This is a genomic window from Roseateles violae, assembly GCF_030410485.1.
GTDB classification, from domain to species: Bacteria; Pseudomonadota; Gammaproteobacteria; order Burkholderiales; family Burkholderiaceae_C; genus Roseateles_D; species Roseateles_D violae.
Window position 1 is genome coordinate 1 of record NZ_JAUHHC010000013.1, and the last position, 9,739, is coordinate 9,739.

Here is a 9,739-nt window from a genome sequence, read left to right on the forward strand (position 1 = left end):
GGGCTCCGGGCTGGGCAAGGGCGTAGGCGATGCCATCAGCGGCGGCGGCGGCCCGATGATTTCGGGCGGCTCGACCATCGACTCCCGTTCTTTCATGGACGGCAGCGGCTGGACCGTTTCGACCGGCGGCAGCAGGGCCACCGGCGGCACCTCGGGCGGCGGCGGCATGGGCACCGGCGCCACCGGCGCACCGTTCGCCGGCGCAACAGCAATGCAGGCCAGCCAAGCGGGCATGAATCCGCTTTTGATGCTGGCCCTGTGCGGCGGGCTGGTATGGGCGATCGCGCGCAAGAAGCGCTGAGCGTTCGCGCGGCCGTCGATATCGCCGGCACGCTGCAGCGCATCGCGCGGGCTGAACGCTTCGATGTGCTGGGCGGCGGATGTGTCGCCGATCTGGTGCAGGGCTGCGCCTTGTTCGATGTGATGGACGCGGCCGGGCCGCGGGCATCGTTTGCGCTGCGCGTCGACCAGTTCCAGGGCGCGCGCGTGCTGACGGTCACCGCTGCAGGCGGCGACAGCGCCGCCGGCTGCGTCGCCGCAATGGTCGCCTTCGCTGAGCGCGAGGCCCAGCGCATCGGCGCCACGGTCTTGACCTGTGAAACCCGGCGCCGCGGGCTGGTGCGCGTGCTGGAGCGGCACGGCTACCGGGTCGCCGGCTTTGTGATGAAAAAGGACACCTGAACGATGGGCAGCAAAAGCAGTTCAACCCCGACCAACACCACGAGCAACTACTACGACGGCCGCCAGGTCAACGACGCCGGCGGCGGCATCGCGGGCAGCGGCAATCAGTGGGATCAATCGGTCAACATGATTGACCAAAGCTCGACCACCTGGCAGCAGTTCAGCGACGCGAGCAACCGCAGCACGAACAACTGGACCCAGCAGACTGACGCCAGCGTCGCCAACAGTGGGAATACGAGTTGGACCGATGGCAGCTCGACCAACTGGACCGACAGCAGCACGACGACCTGGAACAGCGACAGCAGCAACCGCAGCACGACGAACTGGACCGACAACAGCTCGACCACCTGGAACAGCTCGACCACGGACGGCGGCGCCTTCGCGCTGGTGACCGGTGCGACCAATGCGCAGACGGCCGCCTCCCGCGCGATCGCAGAAAAGGCGATCGAGTCGGCCAGGGCCAGCAGCGAAGCAAGCATGCAGGCCGCGCTGCAGGCCCAACAGAACGCGATCGCATCGAGCAGCGCAGCCACGCGCGGCGCCTTCGATTTCGCCAGCTCGGCGCAGGCGCAAGCCTTCAAGAGCAATGCCGACGCGATCGGCTTCGCGTCCGAATCGTTCGGCGAACTGAGCCAGCTTGCCGGCTCGCTGATCGGGTCCGCACAGAAGCAGGCCGACAACGCGGCCGGCACCGCGCGCGCCGCCTATGACAGCGCCGCCAGCCAAGCCAACGGCAACAAAACGCTGATGTATGTCGCACTGGCCGCGGTGGGCATCGTGGCCGCCGCTGTCGTGTTCAAGAAGGGATAAGCATGCAGGTCTACAGCTTCACCAACACCGGCCGCCAGATCGACGCGGCGGGCAATTTCATCCGCTACGAGCGCGAAACCACCGCCGCGGCAGACGCATCGGTGCGCGTGCGCGTCGATGGCAACGATTTCGGCACTTGGCTGCCCGGCGACTTTGTAGAGCTGCCGGAGCAGTTCAGGACCGTCGAGATAGTGCCGATCGCCGGCGCCGCGGGCGAATTCCGCGTGGGTTCGGGCCGCTTCAATTCCTCGCGCTTCCTGCTGACCGGACAGCCGACAACGAACATTGCAGCCACCGTGGCGGCACGCTCTGACTTCACATCGACGGCCAAGGCCGCCACGGTGGGCAGTACGCAGCTTGTCGCCGCGAACCCGACGCGCAACTACTTGCTGATCCAGAACAACGACACGACCGGCGCATATATCTCGGTCGCCTTCGGCGTCGCGGCGACGCTCGCAAATGGTGTTCGCATTGCCGCCGGCGGCTTTTGGGAGTGGACGGACTCGGTGCCGAAGAACGCGGCCAACGTCATCGGCAACGTCGCCAATGCAAACCTTGTTGTTGTGGAAGGCTGACCGATGGCAGGAACTCAAAGTCTGATCGGCGGCGGCAAGTTCCCCGGGCTGGCACTGCTGGGATGGGCACTCTTCAAGGGCGCCAGCGGTGCGCTTGTGAAAGGCAACGGCATAACCATTGCGCGCACTGCGACCGGCACCTACACGCTCACGATGGCGCAGGCAATGCCGAGCGTTGATGTGATCGTGGATACGGCACTGCAGAACAGCGGCGACGACGATACGCCCAACTTCAAGACAACCATCAACAACGCGACCACCATAACGCTGGTGACGAACAGTTCGACCGGCGGCGCTGTGGTCGATCACCCAACCTACTACGTTGCCGTCTACGGATGAAGCCCCGCGCCGTGCTGATCGCCGCAGGAGCCGCTGCGGCGGCCCTGTGGCTATTCCGCCGGCAACCCAACACGACCACGACCGGCGAGGCCGAAGCCGAGCAAGACACCGGCACCGCCGCGCCGCTGTGGTCCCTCGCTGACCTGATCGCCGAAACCGCCACCCCGACCCCGCCCGATATGGCCGACCAGAACACCGCCGCTTTTCTGCTGATGATCCGCACCGCCGAGGGCACCGCCGGGCCGAATGGTTACCGCACGCTTTTCGGCGGCCAGCTCTTCAGCGGCTGGGCCGATCACCCGCGCATCGCTAAGCAGTTCCGCGACGGCGCGGGGCGCACCCTCTGGACGACTGCCGCCGGCGCCTATCAGGCGATGGCTATTTCGCCGATCCCGGGCGGCTTCACCAGCTCCAACACCTGGGACCGCATCGCCGCGCGCCTGGGCCTGCCCGACTTCACGCCGGCCAGCCAGGACGCTTTCGCCGTCGAGCTGATCCGCGAGGCCGGCGCGCTGGCCGATGTGCGGGCAGGGCGCTTTGACGCGGCCGTGTCCAAGGTGCGCCGCATCTGGGCAAGCATGCCCGGCGCCGGCTACGCCCAACCAGAAAAAAATCTCGAGTCTCTGCGACTCGCCTACCTCAACGCTGGGGGTTCCCTCGCATGAACAAAACGCACCTGATCGTGGGCGGCATCGCCGCTGCTGGCCTTGCCTATCTGGCCTGGGCCAAGTTCGGCCGCGGCGCAAGCCTTGACACCGTGCGCAACGACGCCAACGGGCCGCGCCTGCCCTCGCTGCCGAGCCTGCCGGCGCTGCCCTCGCTGCCGGGCCTGCCGCCCATCAGCGGCGCCGCGCCCAACATGCCGCGCATGCCCAACATGCCCAACATGCCCAGCATGCCGAGCATGCCAAGCATGGGCAATATCGGGGCGCTGTGGTGAGCCGCGCGCTGCTGATCGTCGGCGGCATCGCCGCGGCGGGCTTGGCCCTCTACGTGGTCAAGAAAGGCGGCGTGTCGCAGGCCGCGAGCGCGATCGGCGCCGGCGCCGTCAACGCGGCCGGCGGCGCAGTCTCTGGCGCTGTCGGCGCTGTCGGCGCATCGGTGGGCCTGCCCACGCCCAGCGAAACCACGACAGACCCGGCCGTGTCGCGCTGGCTGATCGACAACGCCGGCCACATGGAGGCCAGCAAATGGAGTGGGGCGCTTGCCTACGGGCGCGCCTTGTTCCTGCCCGCGGGCAGCGGCACACCGCCGCCGGCCGGCTCCGATGTGGCGCGCCAGTTCGGCGGGCTGCTGGGCGCCAGGTCAAACGACACCGGCGACGAAACCGCGCGTTTGCTGGCCCGCTATCCGGGCGCGACGACGCGCGAGCCATCGAGCATTTTCAGCGGCGCGGGCAGCTTCAGCGATGGGGCGACCGGCGGCTATTTCGACCTCTACGGCACCAACCCCATGCCGCTTTTCTAGGAGCTATCACCCATGCGTCAACTCATCGCCGCCCGTCTGCGCGAGCCTTCCACCTGGGCCGGCATCGGCTCCGTTATCACCAGCGCCGCGACGGCCATTGCGACCCGCGACCCGCAGGCCATCGCCGCCACCATCGCCGGCGTGCTGGCCGTGCTGCTGCGCGAGCGGGCAAAGTGATGCGGGACCAGATCATCAGAGCCATCGCCACCGCTGCAACGGGCGCAATGGTCGGATGGGGCGGCAATGCCGCGGTCACGGCCTTGCAGCTATCCCCGCGCGTGGACGCGATCGAGCGGGCCTTGGTGCGCATCGAATCCCGCCTGGACGCGCAGAGCCGGGGCCAGGAACCGCGCAAATGAGCCGCGTGCTACCTACGGTCCCCGCGGTGGCCCGCGAAGCGCTGACGGTCATCGCCGGCGCGCTGCTGGCCGCCGCCGTGATGTACCAATTCCCGGCCGTCAAGGCATGGGTTAAAAAAGCCTGGGAGTAACCCTAGGCCCGCTGCTGGAACGGCAGCACCTCGGCGCTCGGGCGTGGGAACGCATCGAGCGATGGCGCATTGGCGGCGCCGAAGTCGCCGACCGCCAGCACGCGGCCGAATTCCCGGCGCAGATCGTCTAGGGCGCGATTGAGGCTGTCCACGAGCGCCAGGGCCAGCCGCTGGCCTTCCTGGGCGTGCTGGACGCGGTTGTGTGTCTCGGCGGCCCCGTAGCTCGGCGCGGCCAGATAAAGCACCATCAGGACCGACAGCGGCGCGCGGTCCTCGCTGATCCAGCGATGCGCAGTGCTGCGCGATACACCGAAAGCGCGGCCAAGGTTCGCCGCTGATGGGCTGGAAAAGTCCCGCAGCAGCGTGGACAGCTTCGGTAAGTTTTGCGGTAGGTAGACGGCTAGCATTGATCCCTGATTCCCTCTAGTGGGTTTTCTTTGACTTGCGAGGCGCGCAAATCTATGGATAAGGCGACTCGTGCTAACTACTCGTATCAGGGGGGCCGGCGCGTCCAAAATGTCGACAATGTGTATTATGTTAAATGTAGAAGGCGTCGCTTGCCATTACGCGACTTTGCCGTCAACCCTAGAGAGCCCGGATTCCCTAGTATGAAGTTCTGTGCTGTTGGCTTTTCGTGCCAAACGATCGCCCAAAGGTAGGATCTAAATCAACCCCTTCGCCGCCGATAACGCGCTGATGTTGAACCGTCTCCCATCCCCCGTGCAATGCCCGCCGCTGTCTCAGCTCTTGTCCGACCTTTGCGACCCGACCCCGCGGCAGCTCGCGCGCGCGCTCGGCGTTTCTGCCGGCACAGTTTCCAGATGGATCAGGCAAGACGACGCGCCGCGCCCGGTGCTGCTGGCGCTGTTCTGGCTGACGCGCTGGGGAGTCTCAAGAATCGACGCCGAGGCCCATAACTCGGCGGCCATGCATGCAGCGATTGCCGCAAGCCTGCGCACCGAAGCGGAGCGCCTGCGCCGTGAGCTGGCGCGCGTGGTGGCCGCCGCCGATTTCGGCTGCGCCAATGACTACACGGCCGAACCTTTGCCGGTTGGCCGTGCTGTCGTCGTGCCGATCCGCTCGCGCCGCGTCGGCTAGGACGCTACTCCCAAGCCTTTTTCACCCAAGCCTTGACGGCCGGGAATTGGTACATCACAGCCGCGGCCAGCAGCGCGCCGGCAATGACCGTCAGCGCCTCGCGGGCGACGGCCGGCCCCGTGGGTAGCAGACCCTTCATTTGCGCGGCTCCTGGCCCCGGTTCTGCGCGTCCAGCCGGGATTCGATGCGCACCAAGGCCCGCTCGATCGCGTCCACGCGCGGGGATAGCTGCAAGGCCGTGACCGCGGCATTGCCGCCCCATCCGACCATTGCGCCCGTTGCAGCGGTGGCGATGGCTCTGATGATCTGGTCCCGCATTACTTCGCCCGCTCCCTCAGCAGCACGGCCAGCACGCCCGCGATCGTCGCGGCGATCGCCTGCGGGTCGCGGGTCGCGATGGCCGTCGCGGCGCTGGTGATAACGGAGCCGATGCCGGCCCAGGTGGAAGGCTCGCGCAGACGGGCGGCGATGAGTTGACGCATGGGTGATAGCTCCTAGAAAAGCGGCATCGGGTTGGTGCCGTAGAGGTCGAAATAGCCGCCGGTTGCCCCATCGCTGAAGCTGCCCGCGCCGCTGAAAATGCTCGATGGCTCGCGCGTCGCCGCGCCCGGATAGCGGGCCAGCAGGCGCGCCGTTTCGTCGCCGGTGTCGCTTGACCTGGCGCCCAGCAGTCCGCCGAACTGGCGGGCCACATCGGAGCCGGCCGGCGGCGGTGTGCCGCTGCCTTCGGGCAGGAACAGGGCGCGCAGGTAGGCGCCCGCCCCGCTCCACTGGCTGGCGTCGACATGGCCGGCGTTGTCGATCAGCCAGCGCGACACGGCCGGGTCTGTCGTGGTCTGGCTCGGCTTTGGAAGGCCCACCGTCGCGCCAATCTCGCCGACCGCGCCGGTTGCAACGCCGCCGGCCACCTTGACGGCGGTTTCGCCGATGGCAGCGGCGGCCGGCGCGACGCCGCCCTTTTTGACCACGTAGAGGGCCAAGCCCGCCGCGGCGATGCCGCCGACGATCAGCAGCGCGCGACTCACCACAGCCCCTGCATGCTGGGCATGCTCGGCATGCTGGGCATATCCGGCATGCGCGGCATGTTGGGCGCGGCGCCGCTGATGGGCGGCAGACCCGGCAGCGGCGGCAGGCTCGGCAGCGAGGGCAGGCGCGGCCCGTTGGCGTCGTTGCGAACGGTGGACAGCGCGGCGCCGCGGCCCAGCTTGGCCCAGGCGAGATAGGCAAGGCCAGCAGCTGCAATGCCGCCGACGATCAGGTGCGATTTTTTCATGCGAGGGAACCCCCAGCGTTGAGATAGGCGAGCCGCAAAGACTCGAGATTTTTTTCAGGTTGGGCGTAGCCGGCGCCGGGCATGCTGGCCCAGATTCGGCGCACCTTGGAGACAGCAGCGTCAAAGCGCCCTGCCCGCACATCGGCCAGCGCGCCGGCCTCGCGGATCAGCTCGACGGCCGCCGCGTCCTGGCTGGCCGGGCTGAAGTCCTGCAGGCCCAGGCGCTCGGCGAGCTTGTCCCAGGTGTTGGCCTTGGTCGTGCCGCCCGGGATCGGGCTCACGGCCATGAATTGATACGCGCCCGCGGCGCTGGTCCAGAGCTGGCGGCCGGCGCCATCGGTGAAGCGCTGCGCCATGCGCGGGTGATCGGCCCAGCCATCGAACAGGCGGCCACCGAACAGGGTTCGATAACCGTTAGGCCCGGCGGTGCCCTCGGCGGTGCGGATCATCAGCAGAAATGCGGCGGTGTTCTGGTCGGCCATATCGGGCGGGGTCGGGGTGGCTGCTTCGGCGATCAAGTCAGCGAGGGACCACAGCGGCGCGGCGCTGCCGGAGTCCTGCTCGGCCTCGGCCTCGCCTGTCGTCGTCGTGTTGGGTTGGCGTCGGAAGAGCCACGCGAGCGCGCCGGCCGCGGCAATGCCGGCGATCACGGCGGCGCGCGGTGTCATGAGTAGATGCCCACCCAGAATTCACCGGGCAGCCATGTGTCTACACCGTCGAATCTTGTCCGGATCGTCGTGCTTGTCGTCAGCATGCCCGAGGGTACGAAGTCCCATTTTCCGTGCAGCGGCAGCAGTCGAACGACGACCTGCGCCACCGGGATCGGGGTCGAGTAATTGAGCGTGACAATTCCTGTCCCCCCGGATGTCACGCTCGCCACGTTGAAGCCCTTGCGGAACGTGCCGCCGCCGGAAATCTGCGCCCAGGCTTGCAGCGTCAGGCCCGGCAGATCGCCGCCGCCGATCAGGCTTTGAGATCCTGGCATTGCTTAGCCCTCCATCACGATCAGATTTGCATTGGCAATATTGCCGATCACGTTCGCCGCGTTCTTGGGCACAGAGGCCGGATCGGTCCATTCCCAATAGCCGCCCGCGGCGATGCGCAGGCCGTTCGTCAGCGTGGCCGCGGCGCCGCCGAAGGTGACGACGATGTAGCCGGTCGGGTCGTTGTTCTGTATCAGCAGGTAGTTGCGCGCTTGGTTCGCCGCTATCAATGCCGTACTGCCGACCGTCGCCGTCTTGGCCGTCGTCGTCGGGTTGGTCGCCGCTTGATTGGCGATCACCATTCGCGAGGAACTGAAGCGGCCGGCGCCGATGCGGAATTCCCCGGCAATCGGGCCGATCGGCGTCACCTCGACGCGGCTGAAATTTAGCGGCAGCTCGGCATAGTCGCCCGGGAGCCATACGCCCAGATCGTTGCCGTCCACGCGCACGCGAACCGAGGCATCGGTTCCGCCGGTTGTCTCGCGCTCGTAGCGGATGAAGTTGCCGGCCGCGTCGATCTGCCGGCCGGCTGTTTGGAAGCTGTAGACCTGTAGCACGGTTACCCCTTGTTCTTGAAAACGACAGCGGCGGCCACGATGCCCACCGCCGCCAGTGCGACATACATCAGCGTCTTGTTGCCGTTGGCTTGGCTGGCGGCGCTGTCATAGGCGGCGCGCGCGGTGCCGGCCGCGTTGTCGGCCTGCTTCTGCGCGGAGCCGATCAGCGAGCCGGCAAGCTGGCTCAGCTCGCCGAACGATTCGGAGGCGAAGCCGATCGCATCGGCGTTGGACTTGAAAGCCTGCGCCTGTGCGGAGCTGGCGAAGTCGAAGGCGCCGCGGGTGGCCGCGTTGCTGGAGCTGATGGCGTTTTCTTGTGCGCGCAGCGCGGCCTGCATGCTGGCTTCGCTGCTCGATCGGGCGGCCTCGATCGCGCGTTCCGCGATCGCGCGGGACGCGGCCGTCTGCGCATTCGTCGCACCCGTCACCAGCGCGAAGGCGCCGCCGTCCGTGGTGCTGTTGTTGATCGTGGTCGAGGTGCTGCTGTTGTCCGTCCAGTTCTGAGTGCTGGAGTCGGTCCAATTGGTCGAGCTGCCATCGGTCCACGAGGTATTGCCCGAGTTGCTGACGCTGGCGTCCGTCTGCTGGGTCCAGTTGTTGGTGCTGCGGTTGCTCGCGTCGGTGAACTGCTGCCAAGTCGTTTGACTTTGGTCCACCATGTTGACCGATTGGTCCCACTGATTGCCGCTGCCCGCGATGCCGCCGCCGGCGTCGTTGACCTGGCGCGCGTCGTAGTAGCTGCTCGTGGTGTTGGTCGGGGTGGAACTGCTTTTGCTGCCCATGTTTCAGGTGTCCTTTTTCATCACAAAGCCGGCGACCCGGTAACCGTGCCGCTCCAGCACGCGCACCAGCCCGCGGCGCCGGGTTTCACAGGTCAAGACCGTGGCGCCGATGCGCTGGGCCTCGCTTTCTGCAAAGCCGACCATTGCGGCCACGCATCCGGCGGCGCTGTCGCCGCCTGCAGCGGTGACCGTCAGCACGCGCGCCCCTTGGAACTGGTCGACGCGCAGCGCGAACGATGCGCGCGGCCCGGCCGCGTCGATCACATCGAACAAGGCGCAGCCCTGCACCAGATCGGCGACACAGCCGCCGCCCAGCACATCGAAGCGTTCAGCCCGCGCGATGCGCTGCAGCGTGCCGGCGATATCGACGGCCGCGCGAACGCTCAACGCTTCTTGCGTGCGATCGCCCATACCAGCCCGCCGCACAGGGCCAGCATCAAAAGCGGATTCATGCCCGCTTGGCTGGCCTGCATTGCTGTTGCGCCGGCAAAGGGTGCGCCGGTGGCGCCGGTGCCCATGCCGCCGCCGCCCGAGGTGCCGCCGGTCGCCCTGCTGCCGCCCGTCGAAACGGTCCAGCCGCTGCCGTCCATGAAAGAACGGGAGTCGATGGTCGAGCCGCCCGAAATCATCGGGCCGCCGCCGCCGCTGATGGCATCGCCTACGCCCTTGCCCAGCCCGGAGCCC

At 67.6% G+C, this 9,739-nt stretch carries 22 protein-coding genes and 2 pseudogenes; 12 read left to right on the forward strand and 12 right to left on the reverse strand.

The window, feature by feature from the left end:
* The 11 genes and pseudogenes from QWJ38_RS23800 to QWJ38_RS23850 all read left to right on the forward strand — a co-directional run.
* Positions 1-301 (forward strand): annotated as a pseudogene (locus QWJ38_RS23800) (hypothetical protein); the annotation flags it as partial.
* Positions 274-681, forward strand: coding sequence for a hypothetical protein (locus tag QWJ38_RS23805; RefSeq protein ID WP_290361614.1), 408 nt, complete (start codon positions 274-276; stop codon positions 679-681). The pseudogene QWJ38_RS23800 and the gene QWJ38_RS23805, both read left to right, overlap by 28 nt.
* 3 nt (positions 682-684) lie before the next feature.
* Positions 685-1,491: a hypothetical protein gene (locus QWJ38_RS23810; RefSeq protein WP_290361615.1), complete on the forward strand. Its 807-nt coding sequence runs from the start codon at positions 685-687 to the stop codon at positions 1,489-1,491.
* A 2-nt stretch (positions 1,492-1,493) separates the two neighbouring features.
* Positions 1,494-2,066, forward strand: coding sequence for a hypothetical protein (locus QWJ38_RS23815; protein ID WP_290361616.1), 573 nt, complete (start codon positions 1,494-1,496; stop codon positions 2,064-2,066).
* Positions 2,067-2,069: 3 nt separating this feature from the next.
* Positions 2,070-2,405, forward strand: a complete 336-nt coding sequence (locus QWJ38_RS23820; RefSeq protein ID WP_290361617.1) for a hypothetical protein — start codon at positions 2,070-2,072, stop codon at positions 2,403-2,405.
* Positions 2,406-2,416: 11 nt separating this feature from the next.
* Positions 2,417-3,070 carry a glycoside hydrolase family 24 protein gene (locus QWJ38_RS23825; protein WP_345784004.1) on the forward strand — a complete coding sequence of 218 codons (654 nt, stop codon included), beginning with the start codon at positions 2,417-2,419 and terminating at the stop codon, positions 3,068-3,070.
* Positions 3,067-3,345 (forward strand): hypothetical protein, encoded by a 279-nt coding sequence (locus tag QWJ38_RS23830; protein ID WP_290361618.1) that lies wholly within the window; start codon positions 3,067-3,069, stop codon positions 3,343-3,345. The genes QWJ38_RS23825 and QWJ38_RS23830 overlap by 4 nt, the downstream gene beginning before the upstream one ends.
* Positions 3,342-3,872, forward strand: coding sequence for a hypothetical protein (locus QWJ38_RS23835; RefSeq protein ID WP_290361619.1), 531 nt, complete (start codon positions 3,342-3,344; stop codon positions 3,870-3,872). The genes QWJ38_RS23830 and QWJ38_RS23835 overlap by 4 nt, the downstream gene beginning before the upstream one ends.
* A gap of 12 nt (positions 3,873-3,884) precedes the next feature.
* Positions 3,885-4,049, forward strand: coding sequence for a hypothetical protein (locus QWJ38_RS23840; protein ID WP_290361620.1), 165 nt, complete (start codon positions 3,885-3,887; stop codon positions 4,047-4,049).
* Positions 4,049-4,231 carry a hypothetical protein gene (locus tag QWJ38_RS23845; protein ID WP_290361621.1) on the forward strand — a complete coding sequence of 61 codons (183 nt, stop codon included), beginning with the start codon at positions 4,049-4,051 and terminating at the stop codon, positions 4,229-4,231. Before QWJ38_RS23840 ends, QWJ38_RS23845 begins: the two co-directional genes overlap by 1 nt.
* Positions 4,228-4,362, forward strand: coding sequence for a hypothetical protein (locus tag QWJ38_RS23850; protein WP_290361622.1), 135 nt, complete (start codon positions 4,228-4,230; stop codon positions 4,360-4,362). Before QWJ38_RS23845 ends, QWJ38_RS23850 begins: the two co-directional genes overlap by 4 nt.
* Before the next feature lie 2 nt (positions 4,363-4,364).
* Here the strand turns inward: QWJ38_RS23850 and QWJ38_RS23855 are convergent, their stop codons facing one another.
* The gene (locus QWJ38_RS23855) at positions 4,365-4,769 is read right to left on the reverse strand and encodes a hypothetical protein (protein ID WP_290361623.1); all 405 of its coding nucleotides are present in this window, start codon (positions 4,767-4,769) and stop codon (positions 4,365-4,367) included.
* A 289-nt stretch (positions 4,770-5,058) separates the two neighbouring features.
* Between QWJ38_RS23855 and QWJ38_RS23860 the strand changes: the two genes are divergently transcribed.
* Positions 5,059-5,460: a hypothetical protein gene (locus tag QWJ38_RS23860; protein ID WP_290361624.1), complete on the forward strand. Its 402-nt coding sequence runs from the start codon at positions 5,059-5,061 to the stop codon at positions 5,458-5,460.
* Between the two features lie 4 nt (positions 5,461-5,464).
* Here QWJ38_RS23860 and QWJ38_RS23865 read toward each other — a convergent pair whose 3' ends face one another.
* The 11 genes and pseudogenes from QWJ38_RS23865 to QWJ38_RS23915 all read right to left on the reverse strand — a co-directional run.
* Positions 5,465-5,599, reverse strand: coding sequence for a hypothetical protein (locus QWJ38_RS23865; protein ID WP_290361625.1), 135 nt, complete (start codon positions 5,597-5,599; stop codon positions 5,465-5,467).
* Positions 5,596-5,778, reverse strand: coding sequence for a hypothetical protein (locus QWJ38_RS23870; RefSeq protein ID WP_290361626.1), 183 nt, complete (start codon positions 5,776-5,778; stop codon positions 5,596-5,598). Before QWJ38_RS23870 ends, QWJ38_RS23865 begins: the two co-directional genes overlap by 4 nt.
* A complete protein-coding gene (locus QWJ38_RS23875; protein WP_290361620.1) occupies positions 5,778-5,942 on the reverse strand; it encodes a hypothetical protein in 165 nt (54 codons plus the stop codon). Before QWJ38_RS23875 ends, QWJ38_RS23870 begins: the two co-directional genes overlap by 1 nt.
* 12 nt (positions 5,943-5,954) lie before the next feature.
* Positions 5,955-6,485 carry a hypothetical protein gene (locus QWJ38_RS23880; RefSeq protein WP_290361627.1) on the reverse strand — a complete coding sequence of 177 codons (531 nt, stop codon included), beginning with the start codon at positions 6,483-6,485 and terminating at the stop codon, positions 5,955-5,957.
* Positions 6,482-6,733, reverse strand: coding sequence for a hypothetical protein (locus tag QWJ38_RS23885; protein WP_290361628.1), 252 nt, complete (start codon positions 6,731-6,733; stop codon positions 6,482-6,484). Before QWJ38_RS23885 ends, QWJ38_RS23880 begins: the two co-directional genes overlap by 4 nt.
* The gene (locus tag QWJ38_RS23890; RefSeq protein WP_290361629.1) at positions 6,730-7,401 is read right to left on the reverse strand and encodes a glycoside hydrolase family 24 protein; all 672 of its coding nucleotides are present in this window, start codon (positions 7,399-7,401) and stop codon (positions 6,730-6,732) included. The genes QWJ38_RS23885 and QWJ38_RS23890 overlap by 4 nt, the downstream gene beginning before the upstream one ends.
* Entirely contained in the window at positions 7,398-7,718 is a 321-nt protein-coding gene (locus QWJ38_RS23895) for a hypothetical protein (RefSeq protein ID WP_290361630.1), read from the reverse strand. Before QWJ38_RS23895 ends, QWJ38_RS23890 begins: the two co-directional genes overlap by 4 nt.
* 3 nt (positions 7,719-7,721) lie before the next feature.
* The gene (locus QWJ38_RS23900; RefSeq protein WP_290361631.1) at positions 7,722-8,159 is read right to left on the reverse strand and encodes a hypothetical protein; all 438 of its coding nucleotides are present in this window, start codon (positions 8,157-8,159) and stop codon (positions 7,722-7,724) included.
* Between the two features lie 116 nt (positions 8,160-8,275).
* Positions 8,276-9,055 (reverse strand): hypothetical protein, encoded by a 780-nt coding sequence (locus QWJ38_RS23905; protein ID WP_290361632.1) that lies wholly within the window; start codon positions 9,053-9,055, stop codon positions 8,276-8,278.
* Positions 9,056-9,058: 3 nt separating this feature from the next.
* Positions 9,059-9,466 (reverse strand): hypothetical protein, encoded by a 408-nt coding sequence (locus QWJ38_RS23910; protein WP_290361633.1) that lies wholly within the window; start codon positions 9,464-9,466, stop codon positions 9,059-9,061.
* A pseudogene (locus QWJ38_RS23915) lies at positions 9,439-9,739 on the reverse strand (hypothetical protein); the annotation flags it as partial. The gene QWJ38_RS23910 and the pseudogene QWJ38_RS23915, both read right to left, overlap by 28 nt.

Bases quoted from the DNA above. Each gene is read 5' to 3' on its own strand.
- QWJ38_RS23805 (WP_290361614.1), top strand. From the start codon at position 274: ATGGGCGATCGCGCGCAAGAAGCGCTGAGCGTTCGCGCGGCCGTCGAT.
- QWJ38_RS23810 (WP_290361615.1), top strand. From the start codon at position 685: ATGGGCAGCAAAAGCAGTTCAACCCCGACCAACACCACGAGCAACTAC.
- QWJ38_RS23815 (WP_290361616.1), top strand. From the start codon at position 1,494: ATGCAGGTCTACAGCTTCACCAACACCGGCCGCCAGATCGACGCGGCG.
- QWJ38_RS23820 (WP_290361617.1), top strand. From the start codon at position 2,070: ATGGCAGGAACTCAAAGTCTGATCGGCGGCGGCAAGTTCCCCGGGCTG.
- QWJ38_RS23830 (WP_290361618.1), top strand. From the start codon at position 3,067: ATGAACAAAACGCACCTGATCGTGGGCGGCATCGCCGCTGCTGGCCTT.
- QWJ38_RS23840 (WP_290361620.1), top strand. From the start codon at position 3,885: ATGCGTCAACTCATCGCCGCCCGTCTGCGCGAGCCTTCCACCTGGGCC.
- QWJ38_RS23845 (WP_290361621.1), top strand. From the start codon at position 4,049: ATGCGGGACCAGATCATCAGAGCCATCGCCACCGCTGCAACGGGCGCA.
- QWJ38_RS23850 (WP_290361622.1), top strand. From the start codon at position 4,228: ATGAGCCGCGTGCTACCTACGGTCCCCGCGGTGGCCCGCGAAGCGCTG.
- QWJ38_RS23855 (WP_290361623.1), bottom strand. From the start codon at position 4,769: ATGCTAGCCGTCTACCTACCGCAAAACTTACCGAAGCTGTCCACGCTG.
- QWJ38_RS23860 (WP_290361624.1), top strand. From the start codon at position 5,059: ATGTTGAACCGTCTCCCATCCCCCGTGCAATGCCCGCCGCTGTCTCAG.
- QWJ38_RS23865 (WP_290361625.1), bottom strand. From the start codon at position 5,599: ATGAAGGGTCTGCTACCCACGGGGCCGGCCGTCGCCCGCGAGGCGCTG.
- QWJ38_RS23870 (WP_290361626.1), bottom strand. From the start codon at position 5,778: ATGCGGGACCAGATCATCAGAGCCATCGCCACCGCTGCAACGGGCGCA.
- QWJ38_RS23875 (WP_290361620.1), bottom strand. From the start codon at position 5,942: ATGCGTCAACTCATCGCCGCCCGTCTGCGCGAGCCTTCCACCTGGGCC.
- QWJ38_RS23885 (WP_290361628.1), bottom strand. From the start codon at position 6,733: ATGAAAAAATCGCACCTGATCGTCGGCGGCATTGCAGCTGCTGGCCTT.
- QWJ38_RS23890 (WP_290361629.1), bottom strand. From the start codon at position 7,401: ATGACACCGCGCGCCGCCGTGATCGCCGGCATTGCCGCGGCCGGCGCG.
- QWJ38_RS23895 (WP_290361630.1), bottom strand. From the start codon at position 7,718: ATGCCAGGATCTCAAAGCCTGATCGGCGGCGGCGATCTGCCGGGCCTG.
- QWJ38_RS23905 (WP_290361632.1), bottom strand. From the start codon at position 9,055: ATGGGCAGCAAAAGCAGTTCCACCCCGACCAACACCACGAGCAGCTAC.
- QWJ38_RS23910 (WP_290361633.1), bottom strand. From the start codon at position 9,466: ATGGGCGATCGCACGCAAGAAGCGTTGAGCGTTCGCGCGGCCGTCGAT.